The organism is Mesorhizobium calcicola (assembly GCF_042682105.1).
In the GTDB taxonomy this organism is placed as follows: domain Bacteria; phylum Pseudomonadota; class Alphaproteobacteria; order Rhizobiales; family Rhizobiaceae; genus Mesorhizobium; species Mesorhizobium calcicola.
This window is the reverse complement of the sequence record NZ_JBHUGY010000031.1, coordinates 217,633-241,434: the sequence shown is the minus strand read 5'-3', so window position 1 is coordinate 241,434 and position 23,802 is coordinate 217,633. Positions and strand designations below refer to the sequence as shown.

The window sequence follows — 23,802 nt, the reverse complement described above, 5'->3', positions numbered from 1 at the left end:
GGCGCGCCTTCACCCTCCACGCAAGCCTCTCCCGGGCTGGCGTGAGCGGTCTCAGATCAAAAAACGTTTCCAGCCCATATAGAGAAACGTTTACAGACCGTCGGGAAATGCTACTGTGCCATAGCTGACCTCTGTATCCGGAACCGATCCAATGGTGGCCAAGGCAGTCGGCATTCGCGCGCTGGCGGCGCATCTGGGCCTCTCGATCGGGACGGTTTCGCGTGCCCTGAACGGACGCCGATATGTCGATCAGGAGACTCGCAGGCGCGTGATCGAGGCCGCCGCGACCTTCGGCTACGCGCCGAACCAGTCGGGCCGCAGCCTTCGTCAGGGGGCCACTGGGATGGTTGCCATGATGGTACCGGTCAGCGGCAAGGTTGCCGTCGCCGACACGATCTTCATGATCGTCATGGAGGGCTTGCGCGTTGCCATCGCCGAGAGCGGGCTCGAACTCATGGTCCTTTTCGACGACCCGAACGATCCGGACTTCGCCTATCTGCGGCGGGTCACCGAGCGGCGCCTCGTCGACGGCCTGATTATTGCCGATATCCAGCGGATCGATCGTCGCATTGACTATCTTCTGCAAAAAGAGATGCCATTCGCCGCTTTCGGCCGAAGCACCTCACCGGGCGACTTTCCTTGGGTTGACCTCAACTTCGAGGGTTTCGCCGAAACGGCCATCGACCGCTTCGCCGCACTGGGCCATAGGGAGATTGCGTGCGTAACGAGTTCGGATGAGATCAACTACGGCTTTGTCATGACGGACGCCTACACAGCGGCCCTGTCACGCCATGGCATCCCTTTCCGCTCTGATCTCATATTTCGTGTAGAGGCCAGCGAGCGGGGAGGGTACGAGTTCGGCGAACGGCTGCTATCGGTCTCGAAACGCCCGACGGCTGGCATCCTGGCCAACGAAACGATGGCGATCGGGCTCTATCGGAAGATGTCCGAAGCCGGCCTGCGTCCGGGCAGCGATTTCTCGATGATCAGTTTCATCGAGGAGCCGTCGGCCCGGTTTCTGTCACCCGAGGCAACATGCTTTCACACCGATTTCCGCCTGCTTGGCATGCGGCTTGCCGAGGCCCTGCTCGGCGCCATGGCGCCGCGCACGAAGGGCGATGCGGCTCTGATCCAGGAGGTGCTGCCAACGGAAATCCGTGCCGGGGGCCACAGTGCACTCGAGGTAGCGGGATTCGCGCCGTGAACCCGCATGTTCGTCGTTCATCAGGCCGCCTGGCCAAGGTCATTCATCCAGAAGAACGCAACGGCGTTGGGCAGGGTTGCGTCGTTGCGGTGGCGCTTGTCGCCGGGTTGACGGTCGCGCGATGGTGAATAATCATGGCAGGTGATCCGACGGTTCGAGAGTATGAATCCTGGTCACGGTGGCTCGCTCCGTCATCTCGTCTCCCCATGACCGCCATCACAAATGGCGGCGAACTGGAGCCGGGTGAGGCCCTGTCTTTCGGCTCCTTTTGCTTGATCGGGGCAGAGCGGGTGCTGCTCAGGGATGACAAACCTGTCGCCATCGGCGGCCGCGCTCTCGACGTTCTGATTGCGTTGACCGGCCGGCCGGGTGAGGTCGTGAGCGGGCGAGAACTGATCGATCTGGTTTGGCCCGGCGTCTTCGTCGAGGAAGCCAATCTTCGCGTGCACATCGCCGCCCTTCGCAAAGTGCTGGGGGACGGCAAGGATGGCGTCCGGTACATCGTCAACGTTCCCGGCCGGGGTTACACCTTCGTTGCACCGGTCCGGCGCTCCGGCGCGGGCGGCACTGCCCCGATTGCCGCTCCTGCAGGCCCGGCGCGGGCTCCGAATTTCCCGACACCATCGCAGTTGCTGGTCGGCCGCAGCGAGACCGTCGCCACACTGTCCTCGCTGCTCTTGTCGCGACGCCTGGTCAGCGTGGTCGGACCAGGTGGCATAGGCAAGACGACCGTCGCCGTGGCAGTCGCCAATGCGCTGCGCCAGGAATTCGGCGACGATGCGATTTGCTTTGTCGACCTCGGTTCGCTCACCAACCCGGCAGACGTTCCCAGTGCCGTCGCCTCGGCACTCGGCTGCTTTGTCCAGGGCCCGGATCACGAGCCGTACATACGCGCCTTCCTGGCTGACAAGCGGATCCTCGTCGTTCTCGACAATTGCGAGCATGTGATCGAGACGGCCGCGCCGCTCTGCGCGCGCCTCCTTCACGCAGCGCCGTCGGTGCACCTGTTGGCGACCAGTCGCGAGGCGTTGCGCGTTGAGGGCGAGTATGTGCATTTGCTGCTGCCTCTCGACAGTCCGCCTGACGAAACGCCATCCGCCGTTCAAGCGCTGGCTTCGCCCGCCGTGCAGCTCTTCATGGAACGGGCGGCATCGAGCGGGCACCATGCCCGGCTCAGCGACGCCGAAGCTCCAATCGTCGCCAAGATCTGCCGCCGGCTCGACGGGATCGCTTTGGCGATAGAGCTTGTCGCCAGCCGTGTGGGCACCCATGGCATTCAAGGAACCGCCGATCTCCTGGACAGCGGCGCCGAGCTGTTCCTGCCGGGCTGGCGCAGCGCATTGCCCCGGCATCGAACGTTGCAGGCCATGCTCGACTGGAGTTTCAGGCTCCTGTCGGCGGACGAACAGAGAATTCTCTGCAGGCTGTCCGTGTTCGTTGGCCAATTCACGCTGGCGGCGGCGCATGCGGTTGCCGGGGATGCCGATGGTGAGACGCAGACAGTGACCTCCGCGATCGCCAGCCTGGTCGACAAGTCCCTCATGGGGGTCTTTTCGACCAGCGGACCTGCTTATTACCGGCTATTGGATACGACACGCGTCTATGCTGCGGCCAAGCTCACCGAAGACGGGCAAGCAGAAGCTGCCGAACGACGTCACGCTGGCTACTTCACCGGCCTTCTCAAGCAGGGCATGGCCAAAGGGTCGGCTTTTGATGGCCACAACGTTACCGTCCACGCTCCCCACATCGGTAACGTTCGCAAAGCGCTCGCATGGAGCTTTTCCAGCCCGGATGACCGGTCTCTCGCCATTGAGCTGGCTGCCCATGCGGCTTCGCTATTCCTGGGGCTTTCACTGCTGGATGAGTGTCGGCAATGGTGCCGGCGAGCCCTCAGCGCGCTGCGAGAGGCGGATCACGGAACGCGATGGGAACTGGAACTCCAGGGAGCCCTGGCGATGTCATCCATGTATGCCCGCGGTAACAGCCTGGAAGTCAGGGCCGGGATCGAGCGCGGCCTGGAACTCTCCGAAATATTGCAGGACGGACGGCATCAACTCCAGCTGCTTTCTGGACTCTACATTTTTCTCACGCGCCAGGGCGACTTCAGCGGCGCGTTGGCGGCCGCCAAACGAAGCGCTGCCGTTGCCAAGGCAAGCGGAGGCCCGACCGAAAACGCAATGACGGAATGGATGCTGGGCGGATCATATCACTTGACCGGCAATCAGGCGGCTGCGCTGCGCCACTGCAAACAAGGCTCGAAGCTGGCGGCGGATTTCAGGCTGGGAAGGGTGAGCTTCTTTGGCCACGACCACCATGTATCGGGGCTCGCAACGCTCGCCAGGTCCTTGTGGCTGTGCGGCTTCGCGGATCAGGGTTGCAAAGTCGCACGTCAGGGAATCAAGAGGGCGCAGAGCTACGATCACCCAGTCTCATATTGCATTGCTCTCATCTATCTCGTCCCTGTTCTCCACTGGAGTGGCGACTTCAGGGCAGCGGAAGAGCATACCGAAATCGTAATCGAGCAGGCAATCAAATACTCCCTTGCTCCCTATCGCGCCGTCGGCCTCGCGCTGAAAGGTGAACTCATGGTCGCGAACGGCGATGCGCCATCGGGCGTCGAGATCTTGCGGGCCGGGCTGAGGGCGATGGATACCGATCAGTACCGCGTCGTGACGCTGCCGACGCGGCGTGCCTTGGCCGAAGGACTGGCCCTTTCCGGACGGCCGCAGGAAGCGCTGGCCACGATAGACGAGGCTGTGGCGCGTGCGGAGCAGGTCGGCGGGATATTGTGGTTGCCCGACTTGCTGCGGGCCCGAGGCGAAATCCTGCTGGCGCAGCCGCGACCGGACCTTCCGGCGGCTGAGTGCGCACTGCTTCGCTCGATCGATTGCGCCCGCAAGCAATCGGCCTTGAGCTGGCAGCTGAGAGCTGCAATCCCGCTGGCGCGCATGTGGAAGGAGCACGACCGGGGCAGGGACGCCCGCTCCATGCTCGAAGACATCCATCAGCGATTTACAGAGGGGTTTGAAACCCAAGACCTCGTTGCCGCGCGCCGACTTCTCGACGAGCTGAACTCGACCAACTGAGCTCGCCAAACCAGCCGCGGTTCGCCTTCAACCCCAAGGCTCTTTCATGTCACAGCCAGGCGCCTGGAGCGATCCTCCACGCATGTGGCTATTCACTGTCTGTCTTGGCCGCCAATATTTTGGGCGCGAATATTTACAGCAATTTGCAACGCTAAACTCGCATCGCCGCTCATAGGGCGGATAATCCATGGCATGAAATTCCAGGCAATCGACACTGGAGGGGATCATGATGTTGGACATTCGCATAGCTTCATCACACCGAACGCTCCGGAAGATTTCCTCCCCGGCAGAGGAATAGTCTCATCGCACCCGTTCGCAAGGTCAGGCTGATAGATCTTCTGCAGCCCTCGGTACCGCCCACGATCAAATCGCACCCTCTTGCCGTAGGAGCCCGTACCTGATGTATGGCACCCAATCGACAACAATAAGCGAGCGCGCAGTGTGCATCGCGCATGAAGTGAACCAGCCGCTTACCGCCATCCTGACAAACGCGGAAACCGCCTTGCTGTGGCTGACGAGAGACCCGGCGAATCTCGATGAGGCGAAACAGGCCATCGAACGGATCATCGGCAACACCCTTCGCGCCGCCGCCGTCGTCAGAGGTGTTCGGGATCTGGTCCGAAAATCCCCACCCATGGCGGCCAACCTCGACATCAACGACTTGATCAAGGACCTCCTCAACCTCGTCAGCCTCGATCTGCGCCTTCACCGCATCGCGGTCGAGGTCGAACTCGCTGAGAACCTGGAGCCGGTCAGGGGCGATCACGGTCAATTGGAACGGGTCGTCGCCAATCTGGTCGCGAACGGCATCGAGGCGATGAGCACCGTGCAGGATCGGCAACGAAAGTTGCGGATCAGCACCCGGTTCGACAAAAATGGGAATGTGCTGGTTGCAGTCGAGGACACGGGCACGGGGCTCGATCCAGCGCTTGTCGACCGCATCTTCGATCCCCTGTTCACGACCAAGTGCGAGGGCATGGGTTTGGGACTGTGGATATGCCGCTCTATCGTCACGGCCCACGGCGGTCGGCTGTGGGCCACGCCCAATCTTCCGCACGGCAGCATTTTCCGGTTCGTCGTCCCGGCCACGGTCGGGACAAGCACGGTTGGGGCAAAAACAGTTGCGCCAAGTCGATGCCGGCAGACGATGCGAACGAACCGCCAAGTCGAACGGTTTGTCAGCGGCGCTGCATGTTCATGATCTCGTTCGGCGGCATGAGAAGTCGAAAGCATGGCTGGTTTGAGGGATACTCCAGGTAACCAGGCTTTCCCGCAGGCGGCTGGGTTTCTGCGCCTGTGGCATGCGCGTGGACTTCATGCTGCAGACCCCGCCGTTCCTGAGAGACGGCGGGGCTGCGGCGAGACGGTAAGGCCTTCTCAGTCGCCCATGAACTGCTGGAGGAGATTCTTGCCCGCAGTCGGATGGGCCCTGAACGAGTTGATGCCGTCAAACCATCCATTCTGCGAGAAGTCGCCATATTCGCTGCTGCCACGCCCGTCGTTACGGCCGTGATCGCCGTCGCGGCCGCCGTGCGACGAGGCGGCAAAAGCGCCGGTGAGTGGGATGGCGACGATCATCGCGGCAAGCGCCGCCTTCAGAGGGATAGAACGCATGATTAAACTCTCCTTTTCGTTGAGGAAGGCGGCCATTTGTCCACCGCATTCCGGCTACAGGCACTCGGGAACCTTCGGGTTACGATGTTCGTCTCGCCTCTGCTGTTCTCGGCCTGCATCGCTTATTTAGCAGAGATCGAAAGTAATACGCAGTATATCAAGGTATCATGCATGTATAATGTAGTATGGAGTGTTGGTCTCAATTTTCATGCCGGGCGCCCTTGAACTGAACCAGGGTGAACGGAACTAGAGCATGATGCCGAAAAGTGCGAAGCGGTTTTCGGACGACATCATGCTCTATCTCTTTGAGTTAGAGGCGGATTCAGATTTCAGGTCGATTCGACCTGAAATCATCCGGCTCTAGGGTATTCCGGCGGCTGCAGGACTGATCTGCACCTTGCTGCCCTCGGCAAGTTCGACCGGCGGATTGAGAATCACCAGGTCACCCTGTTTGACGCCGTCACGGACCTCGACCTCCGTTCCGAGATCGCGCGCCACCGATATCTTTCGGATGTGCGCAACGCCATCCTCGACCACGGCAACCTGCAACCCGTCGGCGTTGAAGATGAGCGCATCCGCCGGCACGGAAAAGCTGGGCGTCTTGCGCGGAATCTGGAGCTCGACCGTGCAATAGGTGCCGGGCGTGAGGGCTCCGTCAGGGTTCGGAATGTCGATTTCGGTCAGCAAAGTCCGCGTGCCTGGCGCCAGCGCATCGGCAATCCGCGTCACTGTACCGGGGAAGGTCCGGCCGGGGATTTCGGGAACCTGGACTGTGGCCTTGACCCCTGGGGTCACGCCAACGGCCAGGTCTTGGGGTACAAAGACTTGGGCACGGATCACATCTCCCTGCATGATGGTGAACAGGAAAGTGCTGTTGGTCGTATCAGCCTGCACCAAGCTGCCGATATCGATGTTGCGTTGGGTGATGATGCCGTCGAACGGGGCGACGACCTGCTGGTAAGCCTGTTGCTGGTTGAGCACGCGCAACTGGTCCTGCTGCGCATTCACATTGGCCTGCGCGACGCCGACAGCCGCCTCCTGCGCCTTGAGGGTTTGTACATCGATCGTACCCTGCTGCTTGGTGATCCAGCCCTGGATCACCAAGGGATTGTCTCGCTGCCATGTCACCTTGGCGAGGTCGAGATTGGCTTGTGCCTGTCGCAGTGCCGCCTTGAGCTGCCCCAGAGTTGCCTGGGCCTGCAGAATCTGGTCGTCGAGTTCCGGCACGGCAATCTTGGCCAGCAACTGCCCTTTCTTGACCTTGTCCCCGATATCGGCCTCGCGCTTCTCGATATAGCCGCTGGCTCGCGCAAAGATGGTGGCAACGTCGTAGGCAGTCGTGGTGGCGGGCAAACTGACGTGCACGATGTCGCCGCTCGGCCTTACCGCCGCACCGCGCACCTTCGGGACGAAGTCGCGCGCTTGCTCGGCGACGGCCGCCGTCTCCCGGTTCCGCGAGTAGTATCCCTGAGCGCCATAGGCCAGTCCCGTGGTCAGTAGGATGAGCGCGCCCAACGCGAGCAGCCAGCCTCCACCCCGGCGCGGCGGCCGCTCTGTCGCGCGATCCATCGCCGTGTCGGCGGGCAGATCCGGAGGGTCCCTCGGTGTCATGCGATTTCCTCTTCGAAGACGCCATGGGCCGTCTTGCCATCCTGTCCCTTGCGCAGCATCGCGAACAGGTACGGCACGACGAGCAGCGTCGTGGGTGTTGCAAACAGAAGTCCCCCGATGACCGCGCGCGCCAGCGCGGCATTCTGTTCTTCGCCCGCCCCGCCGATCGCCATGGGAACCATACCAACGATCATCGCGGCTGCGGTCATGAGCACCGGCCTGATCCGGGTATGACCGGCCTCGATCGCCGCTTCGAACGCGGACTTGCCCGCGAGCTGCTGGTCTCGGGCGAAGGTCACGAGCAGAATGGAATTGGCCGAAGCGACCCCGACTGCCATGATCGCTCCCATCAGTGAGGGCACGTTGAGCGTTGTGCCCGTGATGAACAGCATCGTCACGATGCCGCACAAGGTCGCCGGCAAGGCAAGGATGACGACGAAGGGGTCGCTGAAGTTCTGATAGTTCACGACCGTCAGCAGATAGACGAGCACCGCTGCGAACAGGATGCCTACGCCGAGATCCCAGAAGGCATCGTTCATGCTCTGGATCTGGCCTATGACCTGGATGTTGTTTCCGGGCGAAAGCTGCTTCTGGAGGTCGGCGACGATCGCGCTGATCTGACGGGAGACACTTCCGAGATCGCGACCCTGCACGCTCGCGTAGACTTCGTAGACCGGCTGGACGTTCACCTGATTGGCGTTGGTCGGCAGGCTGTCGCGCTTGAACGTCGCGACATTGCTGAGCAGCCCCGGAACCTGTGCGCCGGCGGTGTTGACCGTCGAGGACACGGGCATGTTGCCGAGATCGTTCAGAGAGGCGATCTCGTGTTCGGGTGTCTGGACGGCAAGATAATAGGGAATGCCTGTGGTAGGGTCGGTCCAGAAGTTCGGCGACACCTGTTCGGAGGAACTTAGGCTTACGTTGATGTTGTTGGCGATCGTGCTGGCATTGAGGCCAAGCTGCGCCGCCCGCGTGCGGTCTATATCGGCGTAGAACGCGGGGCCATCGACCTCCTGCTGCAAGTGTGCGTCGACGACGCCGGGAACGGCCGCGATGCGGCGCCGCAGCTCCATCGCGGTCCGCAGGTTCGTGGCACGGTCGTAGCCGACCGTACGGACGTCGATCTGCGCCGGCAGTCCGAAATTGAGGATCTGCGTGACGATATCGGCCGACTGGAAGTAGAACTGAACGTCTGGAAAAGCGGTGGGCAATGCCGCGCGCAACGTGCGCACATAGTCGGCAGTCGGCGCGTGGCCGTCTTTCAATGCGACCTGGATCACGCCGTCATTCACACCAATGGTCGATCCGTCGGTGAACGCCAGGTTGTAGGCACGCGCCGGCAGGCCGATGTTGTCGACGACAAGCCCGAGATCGCGGTCGGGAACGATGTCGCGGATCTTATCCTCGACGGCCTGGAAGATCTTTTCCGTTTCCTCGATCCGGGTTCCCGCGGGAGCCCGCACATGGAGCTGGATCTGGCCGCCGTCGATCGCGGGAAAGAAATCGCGACCGACGAGCGTCGACAGCACTCCACCCAGTGCGAGCACCAGAACGGCAATGACGGGAACGATGAACCGCCGCTTCAGGAGTACGGCCAGCAACTCTGCATAGCGCTGGCGCATGGTCTCGAAACCGCGTTCGAACCTGGCGTGAAACCTGCCGAACCAGCCCGTCGACGCGCCGTGGCGTTCCCGCTTGAGCAGCAACCCGATGGTGATCGGCGTGAGCGTCCTCGAAAGCCCATAGGACGCGAGCATCGCGAAAACGACGGCGAGACCGAGCGGTGTGAACAGATATTTTGCTGGCCCTTCTAGAAAGACCACCGATGTGAACACACAACTTATGGCCAGCGTCGACACCAGGGTCGGCACGGCGATGCCGGCTGCGCCATGCAGCGTCGCCTGCGGCAGCTGCAGCCCTTCCTCGGTAAGCAGGCGATGGGTATTCTCGAGCGTCACCGTTGAATCGTCGACGAGGATGCCGATCGCCAGCGCCAGGCCCCCCAGCGTCATGGTGTTGAGCGTCTCGCCAAGAAAATACAGCACGACGACCGACGACAGAATCGCAAGCGGGATCGAGATCATGACGACCAGCGTCGATCGCCACGATCCCAGAAACAGCAGGATCATCAGCGCGGTGAGCGCGGCCGCAATCGCGCCCTCGCGCAGCACGCCCGCGATCGATTGCCTGACAAACACCGACTGGTCAAAGAGCTCTCTGATCTCCATGTCCGGAGGCGCTGCGGCACGCGCCGTCTTCAAGGCGTCCCGAACGGCATTGACCACCTCCAGCGTCGAGGCATTCCCGTTCTTGATGATGCTGAGGAGGACCGAATGCTTGCCGTTCTCGCGAACGATATTCTGCTGAACGAGCCATCCGTCATGGACCTGGCCAACATCCTTGACGAACAATGTGGCCCCGTTCACGACCTTGACCGGAATATCGTTGAGCTCGTCGATGGTTGCCGGCGTTGCGTTGGTGCGGACGACGTATTGTGTGTTGCCGATCTTGGCGGTGCCCGACGGCAATGTCAGGTTCTGCGCGTTTACCGCGTTGACGACGTCAAGAGGCGTCAGGCCCTTGGCAAGAAGCTTCGATGGGTCGAGGTCGACCATGATCTGGCGGTATTTTCCGCCCGCCGGTGTCGGCAGGGTGATACCCGGGATCGGGGCCAATTGCTGGCGGATCCGGTAGATGCCGTAGTCGTAGAGCTGCTGCTCGTTGAGTGTGTCCGAGCTCAGGCTGATCTGCAGGACCGGCACGCTGGAGGCGTTGAACTGGACCACGAGAGGTGCCTGGATTCCCGGTGGCAGGAGGGCACGAATGGCGTTTGTCGCCGAGACGATCTGCGCGATCGCGAGGTCAAGATTCACGTCCTGTTGAAAAAAGATCTTCTGGACCGACAGTCCCCCTAAAGTCTGCGCCTCGATGTTCCTGATACCATTGACGTTCGAGCTGATCGCATACTGGCTGTACGTAGTGACGCGCTGTTCCATCTCCGGCGTGCTGAGGCCGCCATAGCTCCAGATTACCGTCACCACCGGAATGTTGATTTCCGGAAAGATATCCGTCCGCATCTCGCGACTTGCGACGGCGCCGAGAAAGAGGATCAAGGCAGCCAGCACGTAGAACGTGTGCGGAAATCGCAGCGCGAACCGAACGATGCCCATATCTCAGCCGATGACCTTCCTGGCGACGTTAGTCGGAACGGCTCAAGCGATGAACGTCGCCGTATAGCCGGATTTTAGTGCGTGTCTGCGAAATGACTTTGCGCCCATTGCTTTGAATGTCCGGTGCTTGCGCTCAAAAAAGACGTCGGTGCCGAGCCTTGCCCTGTGACGCCGCCAGGCTCATGGCCGGGCGCAATTCGCCCCGGACGCGACCGTCAGTCATCGTCAGCTTTGCCGGGCAAGGGCTGGTTTGGGCACATCAGTGCAGCGAGCGAGACCATTCCTGCCTGCATGTGGATGCAGCGCGCAGCGGGCGGGTCGTCGTCGGGACGGCCCGCCCAGGCCGGCAGGCCCGTCCGCATCGCTTCGCCGGGGGCAGTTTCAAATCCAATGTCATCGGCCCGCGGCAGCCAGAATGAGGTCGGCGACCTCCTTGGGATGGGAAACCAGCGACAGGTGGCCCGCATCGATCTCCACCGTCGTCGCGTGCATGCGTTTCGCGAGAAACCGTTCGAGGTCAGGATTGATCGTCTTGTCCTGCTTCGACACCGCATAGAACGATGGCTTGGAATGCCATGCGGCTTCGGTGGTTCGTCCGCCGAAGATAGTCGCTGCGGTGGGTTCCTGAACCGCATACAGGATCTTCGCTTGCCTGGGCGCGACACCGTTCGCGAAATACTTCAGGAATGAATCTTCGGACAATCTGGTGAAACCATCATTCACCTGGATGCCGGCCCGGACGGGTCCGGCGGGAAATTCTGCGGAGAGAGCGACGAAATCCTCACCGGCATCCGGTGCTCGCGCAGCCACATAGACCAGCGATGTAACCTTGGGATCAGTCCCCGCTTCGCTGATGACGGTGCCGCCCCAGGAATGCGCTACCAGCACGGTTGGCCCATCCTGCAGCGCCAGCGCCCGGCGCGTCTCCGCGACCGAGTCCGCCAGCGACGTCAGCGGATTCTGCACCGCGGTCACTTTCAGGCCGGCTGCCTGAAGGAGCGGGATCACCTCGGCCCAGCTCGATCCGTCCGCCCACGCTCCGTGCACGAGCACGACGTTGCGCGCCACGGCATGCGCGGGCTTGGGCGCGGGCTTGGCATTGTCTGCGGCGTCCGCCACGGCGGCTCCGGACAGGCCGAGAGTGATGGCAATTGCGATGGCATTGATAATCTCGCGCATGGGTCTCTTCTTTCCTTCTTGCAAACAATCGAACGCGCCGATGACCGAGATGAGGCCGGCGATGCGGCAGCAAATCCTGCGGCCGGCTCCGCTGCCGAGGCGTTGGCGGAGGCAGCTCGTTGCGACAATCTCGATTTCGCGGTTCGGCGTCTTTCAGAAACGCCCCTGCCTTTCTCGCCGCGCACGGACAGGTCCGGCGGTGAACGTGACGGGCGCGCCAGCCGTCCGCAACGACCGAAGCCACAAAAAAGGCGGGGATCGCTGATGCGACCCACCGCCAGTTCGGGCACCCGCGGGAGGAGCGGACGGGCGCCTCAGGAGTTCGGCAGAATGGCGCGTGCGCAGCGTGCATGCGAGCTTCGCCTCCAACGCAACGCTTCGCCGTGGGCAACGCCTCGAAAAGTATTGATATTGAGTCCGTTCGCTTTCGCGAAGGAACGTCTGTCAACGAGAAGCACACGACATCGAGACGGTAGGAAAAGTCCATGGCGAGGATGAACTGAGGCACGCGGCCACGCCGATGATCAAACCGCCTCGGCACGCGAGCGCGAAATGCGAATTGGAATTGCTTTGTAGGTGGGCGTGAAGCTCATCGGATCGTGCAAATAGAGCGGCACGAGAGGGTTTGCCTCGGGGTAGTAGGCAGCACAGCTGCCATTCGGGAACGCATACGGGACGATCCGAAAATTGGACAGGCGGCGCTCAACGTCGTCGGTGGACACAGTGATCAAGTCGACGCGGTCGTCGGCCTGGAGACCACGCCTTTCCATCTCCTGTTCGTTGAGGAAGACCACGTCGCGCTGACCGAAGACACCGCGATAGCGGTCGGACATCGAATATATCGTGGTGTTGTACTGATCATGACTGCGCACCGTCGCCAGCCATAGTACGTCGAGACTGTCCTGGGGCGGATCCTCGCCGAGACCGTCGAAGACAAGGAAGTTCGCCTTGCCGGAAGCTGTCGCCCAGATGCGTTCGCGCGCGTTTGACGTCAGATGGAAGCCGCCTGGAATGCGAATGCGGGCATTGTAGCCCTGGAAGATCGGGAACACGTCTTCGATCGCGTCGCGGATAAGGTCGTAGTCGGCGGCAAAGCTTTCCCAGTCGACGACGGAACGTGCACCCAGCGTCGCCCGCGCAATGCCGGCGACTATTGCAGGTTCGCTCCTCAGGTGCTCTGACGCCGGAGCATTGCGGCCTGCCGAGGCGTGCACCATCGACATCGAATCCTCGACCGTGACCGACTGCGGCCCTGTTGCCTGGACGTCGATTTCGGTGCGCCCGAGGCAAGGCAGGATCAGCGCTTCGCGCCCGTGTATCAGATGGCTGCGATTGAGCTTGGTCGACACTTGGACCGTCAGGTCGAGCTTGCGCAAGGCAGCGCGTGTCACCTCCCAGTCGGGGATGGCGGATACGAAGTTGCCACCTATGGCGAGGAACACTTTCACCTTGCCGTCTTTCATGGCCTCCAGTGCGGTGACGACGTTGTGGCCGTGCTGGGATGGCGGCTTGAAGCCGAAGCGGCGCTCGAGCCGATCGAGAAATTCCTTCGTCGGCGTTTCGGTGATGCCAACCGTGCGATCGCCCTGGACGTTGGAATGGCCACGTACGGGGCAAAGTCCGGCGCCCTCCCGGCCGATATGGCCGCGCAGCAGCGCGAGGTTGGCCAACTGCTGCACGCTTTGTGCGCCCCGCCGGTGCTGCGTGATGCCCATGCCATAGACAATGATCGCTCGTTCGGCCTGCATATAGGCGCGAGCGGCATATTCGATGTCGTCGCGAGCGAGCCCCGACTGAGACACGATGTCCTCCCATCGCGTCGCCCGCAGGTCCGCGGCGAGAGCCTCGATACCCGTGGTATGGCCCTTGATGAAATCCCAGTCGAGGATCGCCGGCAGTTCGCCTGCGCGCGCCGCATCGTCTGCCTCCATGAGAACTTTCATCACTCCCTTGACGACCGCGACGTCGCCGCCGACTCGCACCTGATAAAGCTTGGCGCTGATCGGCGTCGACGTAAGCGTTGCCATTTCGACTGGGCTCTGGGGCGACTGGAATCGCTCCAGGGCGCGCTCGCGGAACGGATTGAAGGACATGATGGTTGCGCCGCGCCGCGAGGCGTTGCGCAGGCTCGTCATCATGCGAGGGCTGTTCGTGCCCGGATTCTGTCCGAAGATGAAGATGCAGTCCGTCTTGTCGAAATCGGAAAGCAGGCAGGTACCCTTACCGACGCCAAGCGAGTGCGGCAGGCCGACACTGGTAGCCTCGTGGCACATGTTCGAGCAATCAGGGAAATTGTTGGTGCCGAACTCGCGCACGAAGAGCTGGTAGAGGAACGCTGCCTCGTTCGAGGTGCGGCCGGATGTGTAGAACTCGGCCATGTTGGGATCCGGCAACCCGTTGAGGTGGCCGGCAACGGTTGCAAAGGCCTCGTCCCAACCGACCGGCACGTAGTGGTCGGATGCGGCGTCGTAGGCCATCGGATGGGTCAGTCGCCCAACCATCTCGAGATCGAAATCGCTCCAGCTTGAAAGCTCGACAACGCTATGGGCCGCGAAAAACTCCGGCGTGCAGCGTTTCGCCGTGGCTTCCCAGGCAACCGCCTTGCCCCCGTTCTCGCAAAACTCGAAGGATGAAGTGTGCTTGGGGTCCGGCCAGGCGCAGCCGGGGCAATCAAATCCCTCCGGCTGGTTCATACGCCCCAGGGTGACCGCCCCCTTGATCGGGATTCCCTGCTCGACAAGGTGTTCGCCCAGCGCCTTGAGCGCTCCCCATCCGCCGGCCGGGGCATTGTAGGGACGGATATCATTGGCCATTGGAGATGCCTTTACGGAGAGCTGAAGAATCCTCCCTGGGCAAGGAGCATTCCAGTAAGCAACATCGTTCCACAGCAGCGGTGCCGCCGGCGATGTCGACTATGTTGCGCCGGCAGCGCTGCGGGGTGGCAACTCTCCCGGAGATGCCAGCTGAATGGGCCGCATATCCGACCCACGAGGCGTGTAGCGCCAACTGGCGGGATCGCTGTCGGAAGCGCGATCTGCAACATCCGAGCGATTGCCGCAACGCCAGCGATAGGGTGTCTCGCCAACGAAACGTCTGAAGATCGTGGTGAAATGGGCTTGGTTCTGAAAGCCCACGTTCAGCGCCACTTCGACCAGGGTCATCTCGGTCTCGAGGAGCATCTGCTTGGCGCGGTCAATCCGTCGCCGCAGTAGGAACTCATGCGGGCGAATGCCGGTGGCGGCCCGGAACTGTGCGGCGAAATACATTCGGCTGAGCCCCGCCACTGCCGCCATGTCGGCAAGCGTAATCGTCTCATCGAGATGTGAATCGATGTATTCGACGACGCGCTTCCACCGCCATTTCGGCAGCGCGGCCGTGGCGCGTGCCGCCGGCTCATCCAGGTCCGGTTGCGGATCTGAGCGCAACGTGAGCAAGCGGGTTACGATGGCAAGGCGGACCGCGTCGGCATAGAGATTGCCAAATCCATCATGGCTGCCTTGGGCCGCCTCGAGCGCTCTGGAAAGACGCTCGACGACCGGATCAGAGGAGTGCCGTTCCGGAACCAGCTCGGCAAGGCCGAGGTCCCGGGGCGCGTGCAAGATATTCAGCCCGTCGATCACGCTTCGGCCTACTTCGGCGAATTGCGCCATGCCCCCCCTGGGCACCGCCGCGGGATCAGGGTCTGCCACTGCATTTGCATGCATCGTCAGACCGCCGCGACAGGGTTGCAGCATCGCTGCGGTGGACACCGAGAGAACGACATTCATATGAGTGAGGGGGATCGAAATCATGCCGGAATCTGGTGCTACCGGGTAGGCGCTGCAGCTTGCGTCGAATGGGTCGAACAATGAGGAGCCGAATTCAGGCGTTTGGGGCGGGCCGGCGGCGTGCATCGGTCGGGCCATGCCGTCGCGCCGAGGAAGGACGGGCCGATCCTCTCCCGGCTGCCGATCGTAATATTCGGATTCAGATAATGAGTGGAACTGCATTGGGACGATGCTCCTCTGCCCTCAGAATTTCCTTCTGCTTGCCGGGCAAAGGTACACGGGTGGGAAACCTGCTCCATTGAATGGCAGTCTGAATGAATCATATCATCATCTATGCGGCATATACGATGGTATCTACTATTGGCGGCGGGGCCTTGGGCGCTCTGGTGATGACGGCAACCTTGCGCGGGAGGTCGACGGCGCCGTGCGATAGTGATATCCCACCGCGCAGTTGAACCTTGACACCGAGGCGTAACCGTACGGTTCTCCGACCGGTCGCCAGGTCACGGCATCGCTGCCTGTGAACCTCAGCTCGCTCAAACCTCTGTATAGTTTCGGTCCTGGCTCTGCGCTGTATGCTGACGCCGAGATGACATCGCGCCGGGCGACGCCGGATGACACAGTCTCCGGGAGGACACCGAGATGCCGAAAATTCCGATGATTGCCATCGTTGACGACGACGAGGCGGTCCGCACGTCCACCGCGAATCTGATGCGTTCATTCGGCTTTGCCGCGAACCTGTTTGCCTCGGGTGAGGAACTCTTGCGTTCGCCCCGGCTCGCTGACGCATGCTGTGTCATTACCGATGTGCAGATGCCGGGAATGAACGGTTTGGAGCTGCAGACGTTGCTCTCGGCACGTGGCCACACCGTTCCGGTGATCTTTATCACGGCCTATCCTGAAGAACGCATCCGGCAAAATGCCCTTGCTGCGGGGGCGGCAGGCTTCTTCTACAAGCCTTTTGACGCCGTCGCCATGATCCGGTGCATCGACAATGCCCTGAACTGGCCTCGCGAAAACAAGCCGGAATGACCTCTTCGTGGTGATCCGAGCGCTGCCACCTCCATGATCTTGGAGCAAAGTCGCGTCCGCTCCAAATCGGCATTTGCGTTCGTTCCGGGAAGATTGCCGCCAACCTGTGCGGTTGAATTCCAGGCAGGTTTCGGTGATCGCCTGTCTGGCACCGCTGCGCATCAGCGCGCATGAACTGCGCCGGCAGGTGGATCGGTGGTACAGACAGTGCATTTGAACGACCCATCGCGCAAGCGGTCCGATCTCTCTCGGCGTTGCCGACAAGTCGCGACCACGTCTCGCCCTGTGGCGGGCCTCCTTGCCAGATAAATATGCTAAGATGGCGCTGTGCCATTCTGCAGCAGGAATCGTGAGAGGCGTTTCGCTATCGTGACAGCAGGCTCCAATCCAGGCCGAACCGGGTCGACCGCTTTTGCGGCGACCGTCTATGTCATCGATGATGATAATGCTGTGCGGGATGCCCTGAGGGGCCTGTTCAGATCCGTGGGGCTGCATGTCGAGCTGTTTGCCTCCGCCAGCCAATTCCTGCAGGGCAAGCTGCCGGAAACGCCAAGCTGCCTCGTGCTCGATATCCGGTTGCCCGGCGTAAGCGGCCTCGATTTCCAGGCTCATCTTGCAAAGTCGAACATTCAAATGCCGATCGTCTTCATGACCGGACACGGCGATGTTCCGATGTCGGTGCGCGCGATGAAGGCCGGGGCGATCGATTTTCTGACCAAACCATTCCGGGACCAAGACATGCTTGATGCGGTCTACGGCGCGCTCGAGACCGATCGCATAAGGTGGGAATCCGACCAGGAAGCGGCGACGATATCAGCCCTGTACCAAACACTGACTTCTCGCGAAAAGGAGGTCATGCTTTTCGTGACCAAGGGCTTGATGAACAAGCAGATAGCGGGCGAGATGGGCCTCAGCGAAATTACGGTCAAGATCCATCGCGGGCATCTCATGCGGAAGATGGCGGTCCGAACCTTGCCCGATCTGGTACGGATTGCAGAGCGGTTTGGCCTTCGAAGCGCAAACCAATAGCGATGGCAAAGTCGTCATCGTGCAAAAATCTTTCGATCCCACCCGCTCGCTCCAGCAGTTCTCGATGCGGCAGCCGCGGTCCGGCCCCACGCTGGCTCCGCCGTTCGCCGGATATCATCCAGTGACGCCGCCGGCGTGGACGGCCGGTGCCTTGGGCTCGTCATGCAAACGGCGCCGGTTCATTCTTCGCTCACCCTGGTCGTCCTGGCCGCGAGACACCTTCGAGGATCGATCGCAGCTCCTCTCTGCCCCTGGCGATCCGCGACGTCAGCGTGCCTGCCGGAATACCCAGCGCTTTCGTGGCATCGGCATAGGAGAGGCCTTCGACCGCGACAAGCACGAGTGCTGCACGCCGTTCAGGATTGATCTGCTGAAGCGCCGAGAACACGTCCACCGATATGAGCCTGTCGATCTGTGGCGACGTCGCGATCGCATCTATCGTTTCTGAGATCGTGGTCACCGCCTGGGCATGGCGTTTGGCGCGCCGCAACTGGTCGACGAACAGATTGTGCATGATCGTGAGCAGCCAGCGGCGCGGCGTATCGCCAGCCGTCCAGTTCGCCATCCTCGACAGCGCCCGTTCGAGGCTGTCCTGCACAAGGTCGTCGGCGGCATCGCGGTCCCGCAGCAGCGCGCGCGCATAGCCGCGCAGCCGTGGAATCTCCGCGGCGGGCGGCAGTGGCGCACCGCGGCCTTTTTGTTTCCCACCTTGTTTGCGCTGCAGCAAAGTTCTCAGGTCAAGATAGCCTACAAGAACGGGAGTGGTAAACGCCGTCGAGAACTTTAGCAGGAAGGTAAGATCATGAGACGCGACAGCTTGCTGCGCGAGCAGATCGCCTTGTCCAGTGGAGCCAACGCCAGCGCCCTTACGCGTTCCGCCGGATCGGCTTCTGAACGCTGCAAGGCGAGCTGCCAGGCGGCCCGAAACTCTGCTGCCAGCGTGTCGATCACGCACTCGAACAGGCTTTCCTTGCTGTCGAAATGGAAGTTGACCAGACCATGGGAAAGGCCGGCGTGCCGGGCGATATCGTAAACGGTGCAGGCCGCAAATCCACGCTCTGCGATTGCTTCCAGGGCAGCATCGATCAACTGACGGCGGCGCTCGGCGCGCTGTTCTTCGCGCCGAGGCGTGTCGGGGACGGCACGGACGCGATGCGCGGGTCGCCGCCCTTCCTTGGAATCTTCCGTCTTCGACATGGAACTGGATTAGGCAAGCGCAAGGGCACCGTCAAGCGAGCTGTCGAACCGGTGTCACCAACCTTGGGGCGAGACGGCGAACGCTTTTGGGCGAGTTTTCTTAAGCTGCCGGCTGCATGGCCGCTCTCAGCAGCATGCCGAACAGGTCGCGCGGCTCGTCCGGATCGGCGAGCAGGTCGAGTTCCTCGTAGAGGCCGGTTGCTTGCAACTGGTCACGCACATAGCGCAGCGCCGAAAAATCCTCGATGGCGAAGCCGACCGAATCGAACAGCGTGATCTGCTTGGCGTCCCGGCGGCCTTGCGCCCTGGCGGCGATCACTTGCCAGAGTTCGGTCACCGGATGGTTGGGATCCAGCTGCTGGATCTCGCCCTCGATGCGTGTCTGTGGCGGGAACTCGACGAAGATGTCGGAGCGCAGCAGGATATCCCTGTGCAGTTCGGTCTTGCCGGGGCAATCGCCGCCGACGGCGTTGATGTGGACGCCGGCGCCGACCATGTTGTCGGTGAGAATGGTGGCGCACTGCTTGTCTGCGGTAACCGTCGTGATGATGTCGGCACCTTCAACCGCTTCCTGACCGGTTTCGCATATGGTGATGTCGAAACCCATGCCAGCCAGGTTCTTCGCGCATTTCAGCGAGGCGGACCGGTCGATGTCATAAAGCCTGAGCCGGTCGACGCCGGTCAGCGCCTTGAAGGCGATCGCCTGGAATTCCGACTGCGCGCCATTGCCGATGATGGCCATGGTGCGCGCGCCGCTCGGCGCCAGATACTTGGCCGCGACGGCGGATGTGGCGGCGGTGCGCAGCGCGGTGAGGATGGTCATTTCGGTGAGCAGCATCGGGTAGCCGCTGCCGACATCGGCGAGCACGCCGAAGGCAGTGACCGTCTGCAAACCCTGGCGCATGTTCTTCGGATGGCCGTTGACGTATTTGAAGCCGTAGAGGCGCCCGTCGCTTGTTGGCATCAGTTCGATGACGCCGTCATGGCTGTGCGAGGCGATGCGAGGCGTCTTGTCGAAAAGTTCCCAACGACGGAAGTCTTCCTCGATGTAGCTGGCGAGCTCGGTCAGGAAGCGCTCGACACCGATGGCAATCACCAGCTTCATCATGCGGTCGACGCTGACGAAGGGGACGATGTTCAGCTTTGCCGTAGTCATGATCAAAAACTCCCGGAATGGCTGCGGGTCGGGCGGTCCATGATGCGGCGGCCCATCAGGCTCGCCGTCAGGTCGACCATCAGCGTCGCGGTTCGGCCACGTTCGTCCAGAAACGGATTCAACTCGACCAGATCCAGGCTGGAGACGAGGCCGCTGTCGGACAGCATCTCCATCACCAGATGCGCCTCGCGGAACGTCGCGCCACCGGGAACCGTGGTGCCGACTGCCGGGGCAATGGACGGGTCGAGGAAGTCGACGTCGAGACTGACATGCAGCAGCCCGTCTTCCGCCGACACGCGCGCCAGGAAGGCGCGCAGCAGCGGCGCGATGCCATGCTCGTCTATGGCGCGCATGTCATGCACAGTCACGCCGGCCTCGCTGAGCGCGCTGCGCTCGGCCGGATCGACACTGCGCAGGCCCATGGTGCAGATACGCGTGGGATCGACCGCTGCCGGCAGATCCGGGAAATAGCCACTAAAACCCGGCTGGCCGCTGGCATAAGCGAGCGGGACACCGTGCAGATTGCCGCTGGCGGTGGTGTCGAGCGTGTGGAAGTCCGGATGCGCGTCGAGCCACAGCACGAACAGCGGGCGCCCGGTCTCGGCGGCACGGCGGGCGAGGCCCGACACGGTCCCGGCCGAGATCGAATGGTCGCCGCCGAGAAAGATCGGCATGGCATCCTCGCTCGCCGCGTAGGCGGCCGCGGCAATGGCGGATGTCCAGGCCGATATTTCGGGCAGGGCCTTCAGCGCCAAATTGCCATGCACGACGCGCTTTGCCGGAATTGCCTGGACGGCGCCCATATCCTCGACAGCGTGGCCGAGGCCGGACAGCACCTCAACAAGTCCGGCGGTCCGCAGCGCACTCGGCCCCATTTCGCAGCCCATTCTGCCGGCACCGTCCTGCACCGGCGCCCCGACGATTCTGCAAAGCATTGTTGTTCTCGCTCCCCAAGTTCGAATGGGCGAGAGGAGATCATGGCGAGCCGGCAACATGAACAGGTAGAATTGGCAATTCGCAAAGCATCATCTATCGTAATGGCGGCAGAATTGATCAAAGTGGTAACACCCTGATGGATGCGCTGGACGAACGGCTGGTGACGTTGCTGCGGCATGACGCGCGGCGCAGCGTGTCGGACCTCGCCGTCGATCTTGGCGTCTCGCGCGCCACGGTCAGGGCGCGTATGGAGCGGCTGGAACGGTCCGGCGACATCATCGGCTACACGGTGGTGCTGCGCGCCGATGCCGTCGATCAGCGCATCCGCGGTATCATGCTCATCGAGATCGAGGGCCATGCCGCCGACCGCGTGGTCCGTGCGCTGGGCGGCTTCCCCGAAGTCTCGACCATCCACACCACCAATGGCCGCTGGGACCTGGTGGTCGAGCTCGGGACCGCCTCACTGACCGATTTCGATGCAGTGCTGCGGCGCATCCGCCTCATAGCCGGCATAACGGGCAGCGAAACGAGCCTGCTCCTGGCCACGCCGCGCACGACGCGAGCACGACTAACGTAAGGAGCGAACAGGCGATTCTGCAGGCTTGCGACGCCACGCAGAACGGAGGAGCCGCGGTTCAGGCATGAGCCTGGGCGCGAAACTCGCTCGGGCGGCACCAATGGCGCGCCATTGAGACCAATGGCGGCGGCGCGATTATTTCGCGCCGCCGCCATCTTCCGAACGGGATTCGATTCCGCCCATCGTTTCCTAAATCTGGTTTACGCCCATATTGGCGAAGCGGACTGGATCGGCCTTCTCCAGCCGCAACGCCAATATGTATCCCACCACGGCGGCGGCCGGGATCAATGCCGGCAAGATGATCCCGAGCATGCCGCCGGTGGTGCCGGTGAGGTCGCCGAAATGCAGGAAGATGTAGACGAACAGGGCGGCCATGATGAGCCCTGACAGGGCAGGCAGGATCACGGTCGACAGCGCTGGCGCGCCGCTGTGCTTCTTGCGGAAGAAGACGATGACCGCGAGCGAGGTGACGGTCATCATGCCGAGCACGCCGAGCGTGCCGACCTGGCTGATCCAGGTGAACATGTTGAGCACCGGGTCCAGCCCGAGCGCTGCGAAGATCGCCAGCACGACCAGGGCGCCGATCGTCTGAACGACCGAGCCGATGTGCGGGCTCTGATGATCCGCGTGGGTGCGCCCGAAGGCTGCAGGCAGCAGGCCTTCGTCCGGCTCCGCCGTGAAGGACGCAACCCCGGAGAAAAACCATGACAACCAACGTCGCTGTTATCGCAGGTGTGGGATCCGGGCTTGGCGCCTCGTTGGCGAGGGTATTCAGCCGCCAGGGATTCAAGCTGGTGCTGGCGGCGCGCAATGTCGCAAAGCTCGACGCGCTTGCCACCGAGACCGGCGCCGAGGTGATTTCAACCGACGTGTCGGACCCGGCATCGGTGGAAGACCTGTTCCATGCGGTGGATGGCATCGGCCCGCTCTCGCTGGCGATCTTCAATGCGGCCGGCCGGGTGCGCGGCGGCATTGCCGATCTCGATCCGGAGGAGGTGAAAAAAGCATTGCTCGTGGGTGCCTATGGCGGCTTTCTGTTCGGCCAGCAAGCCGCACGTCGGTTGCAGGCCGCAGGCGCCGGATCGATCCTGTTCACGGGAGCCACGGCCAGCGTCAAGGGCTTCGCCATTTCTGCCGGTTTCGCAATGCCGAAGTTCGGTCTGCGTGGGTTGGCGCAGTCGATGGCGCGCGAGCTTGCGCCAAAGAACATCCACGTGGCGCATTTCGTCATCGATGGCGGCATAGCATCCGGCGACCCGGTGCGGTCGCCGGACTCGACCCCGCCCGACCGCTGGCTTTCGCCGGACGCGATCGCCGATGCCTATCTCGCGATCCATCTGCAGCATCGAAGCGCCTGGACGTGGGAGATCGAATTGCGGCCTTGGGTGGAGAATTTTTGACGCACAGGTAGCAGATCTCCGCAGCCGGCGGCCGTTGCCGGCTAATAGTGTATCGGCCCCTTGATCCCGCCGCCGCAGGCGATCGCGTCGCCGTTGATGGCAACGCTTCGCGGCGAAGCCAGGAATGCAACGACGTCGGCGATCTCGGCCATATCGACGAGGCGACCGATCGTGACATTGGCGGCAAGACGTTGTTCGATCTCCTCGGGCGAAACGCCTGCCGAAGCCGCGCGGGCGGCGACCAGGGGAGCGGTCTTTTCGGTGCGGGTCAGGCCAGGATGGACCACTGTCACGTTGATCCCCTTCGGGCCCAATTCGTCGGCGAGATTCTTGGTCAGGGCAGAGACGGCAACATTGCGGATCGAGCCGACGATCGAGCCGGTCTGGCGCGCGGCGAGGCCGCTTATGTTGATAATCCGGCCCCAGCCCGCGGCGGCCATGTGAGGAGCGGCCTCGCGCGCCGTACGAAGATAGCCCATCACCTTGACGTTCACGTCATCCCAGAACAGGTCGTCGGTGATCTCGGCCAGTTTCGGCGGTGGTGCCTGCCCGCCCGGTTTGGCCGCGGCGTTGACCAGGATGTCGAGGCCGCCGAGTGCCGCGACCGTACCAGTCACCAGCGCTCTGACCGAGCTGTCGTCCTGTGTGTCGACGGTCAGTCCGACGATCTTGCGTCCGGTCTCCGTCGCCAGTTCGCGCGCGGCAATGTCCACATCGGCAACGTTGCGGGCGGCGATGACGAGATCGACGCCTTCCAGCGCCAGTTGCCGGGCGATGGCGCGACCAATTCCCTTGCTGCCGCCGGTGACCAGGGCGCGTTTGCCGTCCAGTTGCAGATCCATGG

At 62.3% G+C, this 23,802-nt stretch carries 20 protein-coding genes; 7 read left to right on the top strand and 13 right to left on the bottom strand.

The genetic code is table 11. The features are described 5' to 3' along the window. Positions 1-151 precede the first annotated feature (151 nt). Positions 152-1,204 (top strand): LacI family DNA-binding transcriptional regulator, encoded by a 1,053-nt coding sequence (locus ACFSQT_RS21025; RefSeq protein ID WP_379021688.1) that lies wholly within the window; start codon positions 152-154, stop codon positions 1,202-1,204. A gap of 191 nt (positions 1,205-1,395) precedes the next feature. On the opposite strand, the gene ACFSQT_RS21020 is transcribed toward ACFSQT_RS21025, so the two are convergent. After that, positions 1,396-1,653, bottom strand: coding sequence for a hypothetical protein (locus ACFSQT_RS21020; protein WP_379021947.1), 258 nt, complete (start codon positions 1,651-1,653; stop codon positions 1,396-1,398). Here ACFSQT_RS21020 and ACFSQT_RS21015 point away from each other — a divergent pair. Both ACFSQT_RS21015 and ACFSQT_RS21010 read left to right on the top strand, forming a co-directional pair. Next, entirely contained in the window at positions 1,558-4,290 is a 2,733-nt protein-coding gene (locus ACFSQT_RS21015; protein WP_379021945.1) for an ATP-binding protein, read from the top strand. The two genes, ACFSQT_RS21020 and ACFSQT_RS21015, sit on opposite strands and share 96 nt — an antisense overlap. Before the next feature lie 400 nt (positions 4,291-4,690). Next, the gene (locus ACFSQT_RS21010) at positions 4,691-5,491 is read left to right on the top strand and encodes a sensor histidine kinase (RefSeq protein WP_379021686.1); all 801 of its coding nucleotides are present in this window, start codon (positions 4,691-4,693) and stop codon (positions 5,489-5,491) included. A gap of 176 nt (positions 5,492-5,667) precedes the next feature. Here ACFSQT_RS21010 and ACFSQT_RS21005 read toward each other — a convergent pair whose 3' ends face one another. The 6 genes from ACFSQT_RS21005 to ACFSQT_RS20980 form a co-directional block, all read right to left on the bottom strand. After that, positions 5,668-5,940 (bottom strand): hypothetical protein, encoded by a 273-nt coding sequence (locus ACFSQT_RS21005; RefSeq protein WP_379021684.1) that lies wholly within the window; start codon positions 5,938-5,940, stop codon positions 5,668-5,670. 324 nt (positions 5,941-6,264) lie between these two features. After that, positions 6,265-7,515 (bottom strand): efflux RND transporter periplasmic adaptor subunit, encoded by a 1,251-nt coding sequence (locus ACFSQT_RS21000; protein ID WP_379021682.1) that lies wholly within the window; start codon positions 7,513-7,515, stop codon positions 6,265-6,267. Then, positions 7,512-10,685 carry an efflux RND transporter permease subunit gene (locus tag ACFSQT_RS20995; protein ID WP_379021680.1) on the bottom strand — a complete coding sequence of 1,058 codons (3,174 nt, stop codon included), beginning with the start codon at positions 10,683-10,685 and terminating at the stop codon, positions 7,512-7,514. Before ACFSQT_RS20995 ends, ACFSQT_RS21000 begins: the two co-directional genes overlap by 4 nt. A 393-nt stretch (positions 10,686-11,078) precedes the next feature. Beyond that, positions 11,079-11,864 (bottom strand): alpha/beta fold hydrolase, encoded by a 786-nt coding sequence (locus ACFSQT_RS20990; RefSeq protein WP_379021678.1) that lies wholly within the window; start codon positions 11,862-11,864, stop codon positions 11,079-11,081. 524 nt (positions 11,865-12,388) lie between these two features. After that, positions 12,389-14,677 carry an FdhF/YdeP family oxidoreductase gene (locus ACFSQT_RS20985; protein WP_379021676.1) on the bottom strand — a complete coding sequence of 763 codons (2,289 nt, stop codon included), beginning with the start codon at positions 14,675-14,677 and terminating at the stop codon, positions 12,389-12,391. 99 nt (positions 14,678-14,776) lie between these two features. Continuing rightward, complete coding sequence (locus ACFSQT_RS20980) at positions 14,777-15,853, bottom strand: helix-turn-helix transcriptional regulator (protein WP_379021674.1); 1,077 nt, start codon at positions 15,851-15,853, stop codon at positions 14,777-14,779. A 420-nt stretch (positions 15,854-16,273) separates the two neighbouring features. Between ACFSQT_RS20980 and ACFSQT_RS20975 the strand changes: the two genes are divergently transcribed. Together ACFSQT_RS20975 and ACFSQT_RS20970 are read left to right on the top strand one after the other, a co-directional pair. Next, positions 16,274-16,663, top strand: coding sequence for a response regulator transcription factor (locus ACFSQT_RS20975; RefSeq protein WP_379021672.1), 390 nt, complete (start codon positions 16,274-16,276; stop codon positions 16,661-16,663). Between the two features lie 369 nt (positions 16,664-17,032). Further along, entirely contained in the window at positions 17,033-17,692 is a 660-nt protein-coding gene (locus ACFSQT_RS20970) for a response regulator transcription factor (protein ID WP_379021670.1), read from the top strand. A gap of 190 nt (positions 17,693-17,882) precedes the next feature. Here ACFSQT_RS20970 and ACFSQT_RS20965 read toward each other — a convergent pair whose 3' ends face one another. The 4 genes from ACFSQT_RS20965 to rocF form a co-directional block, all read right to left on the bottom strand. Continuing rightward, the gene (locus tag ACFSQT_RS20965) at positions 17,883-18,416 is read right to left on the bottom strand and encodes a sigma-70 family RNA polymerase sigma factor (protein ID WP_379021943.1); all 534 of its coding nucleotides are present in this window, start codon (positions 18,414-18,416) and stop codon (positions 17,883-17,885) included. Between the two features lie 59 nt (positions 18,417-18,475). Next, complete coding sequence (locus tag ACFSQT_RS20960) at positions 18,476-18,889, bottom strand: TetR/AcrR family transcriptional regulator (RefSeq protein WP_379021668.1); 414 nt, start codon at positions 18,887-18,889, stop codon at positions 18,476-18,478. A gap of 100 nt (positions 18,890-18,989) precedes the next feature. Next, the gene (locus ACFSQT_RS20955; protein WP_379021666.1) at positions 18,990-20,045 is read right to left on the bottom strand and encodes an ornithine cyclodeaminase; all 1,056 of its coding nucleotides are present in this window, start codon (positions 20,043-20,045) and stop codon (positions 18,990-18,992) included. A 2-nt stretch (positions 20,046-20,047) separates the two neighbouring features. Beyond that, positions 20,048-20,980, bottom strand: a complete 933-nt coding sequence (rocF, locus tag ACFSQT_RS20950) for an arginase (RefSeq protein ID WP_379021664.1) — start codon at positions 20,978-20,980, stop codon at positions 20,048-20,050. 137 nt (positions 20,981-21,117) lie between these two features. Between rocF and ACFSQT_RS20945 the strand changes: the two genes are divergently transcribed. Next, a complete protein-coding gene (locus tag ACFSQT_RS20945) occupies positions 21,118-21,558 on the top strand; it encodes an Lrp/AsnC family transcriptional regulator (RefSeq protein WP_031261243.1) in 441 nt (146 codons plus the stop codon). Between the two features lie 189 nt (positions 21,559-21,747). Here ACFSQT_RS20945 and ACFSQT_RS20940 read toward each other — a convergent pair whose 3' ends face one another. After that, entirely contained in the window at positions 21,748-22,269 is a 522-nt protein-coding gene (locus tag ACFSQT_RS20940; RefSeq protein WP_379021661.1) for an APC family permease, read from the bottom strand. Between ACFSQT_RS20940 and ACFSQT_RS20935 the strand changes: the two genes are divergently transcribed. Further along, positions 22,263-22,958: an SDR family NAD(P)-dependent oxidoreductase gene (locus ACFSQT_RS20935; RefSeq protein ID WP_379021659.1), complete on the top strand. Its 696-nt coding sequence runs from the start codon at positions 22,263-22,265 to the stop codon at positions 22,956-22,958. The two genes, ACFSQT_RS20940 and ACFSQT_RS20935, sit on opposite strands and share 7 nt — an antisense overlap. A 41-nt stretch (positions 22,959-22,999) precedes the next feature. Here ACFSQT_RS20935 and ACFSQT_RS20930 read toward each other — a convergent pair whose 3' ends face one another. Next, positions 23,000-23,800 carry an SDR family NAD(P)-dependent oxidoreductase gene (locus tag ACFSQT_RS20930; RefSeq protein WP_379021657.1) on the bottom strand — a complete coding sequence of 267 codons (801 nt, stop codon included), beginning with the start codon at positions 23,798-23,800 and terminating at the stop codon, positions 23,000-23,002. Positions 23,801-23,802 lie beyond the last annotated feature (2 nt).

Bases quoted from the DNA above. Each gene is read 5' to 3' on its own strand.
- ACFSQT_RS21025 (WP_379021688.1), top strand. From the start codon at position 152: ATGGTGGCCAAGGCAGTCGGCATTCGCGCGCTGGCGGCGCATCTGGGC.
- ACFSQT_RS21010 (WP_379021686.1), top strand. From the start codon at position 4,691: ATGTATGGCACCCAATCGACAACAATAAGCGAGCGCGCAGTGTGCATC.
- ACFSQT_RS21005 (WP_379021684.1), bottom strand. From the start codon at position 5,940: ATGGCCGCCTTCCTCAACGAAAAGGAGAGTTTAATCATGCGTTCTATC.
- ACFSQT_RS21000 (WP_379021682.1), bottom strand. From the start codon at position 7,515: ATGACACCGAGGGACCCTCCGGATCTGCCCGCCGACACGGCGATGGAT.
- ACFSQT_RS20995 (WP_379021680.1), bottom strand. From the start codon at position 10,685: ATGGGCATCGTTCGGTTCGCGCTGCGATTTCCGCACACGTTCTACGTG.
- ACFSQT_RS20990 (WP_379021678.1), bottom strand. From the start codon at position 11,864: ATGCGCGAGATTATCAATGCCATCGCAATTGCCATCACTCTCGGCCTG.
- ACFSQT_RS20985 (WP_379021676.1), bottom strand. From the start codon at position 14,677: ATGGCCAATGATATCCGTCCCTACAATGCCCCGGCCGGCGGATGGGGA.
- ACFSQT_RS20980 (WP_379021674.1), bottom strand. From the start codon at position 15,853: ATGCAGTTCCACTCATTATCTGAATCCGAATATTACGATCGGCAGCCG.
- ACFSQT_RS20975 (WP_379021672.1), top strand. From the start codon at position 16,274: ATGCCGAAAATTCCGATGATTGCCATCGTTGACGACGACGAGGCGGTC.
- ACFSQT_RS20960 (WP_379021668.1), bottom strand. From the start codon at position 18,889: ATGTCGAAGACGGAAGATTCCAAGGAAGGGCGGCGACCCGCGCATCGC.
- ACFSQT_RS20955 (WP_379021666.1), bottom strand. From the start codon at position 20,045: ATGACTACGGCAAAGCTGAACATCGTCCCCTTCGTCAGCGTCGACCGC.
- rocF (WP_379021664.1), bottom strand. From the start codon at position 20,980: ATGCTTTGCAGAATCGTCGGGGCGCCGGTGCAGGACGGTGCCGGCAGA.
- ACFSQT_RS20945 (WP_031261243.1), top strand. From the start codon at position 21,118: ATGGATGCGCTGGACGAACGGCTGGTGACGTTGCTGCGGCATGACGCG.
- ACFSQT_RS20935 (WP_379021659.1), top strand. From the start codon at position 22,263: ATGACAACCAACGTCGCTGTTATCGCAGGTGTGGGATCCGGGCTTGGC.
- ACFSQT_RS20930 (WP_379021657.1), bottom strand. From the start codon at position 23,800: ATGGATCTGCAACTGGACGGCAAACGCGCCCTGGTCACCGGCGGCAGC.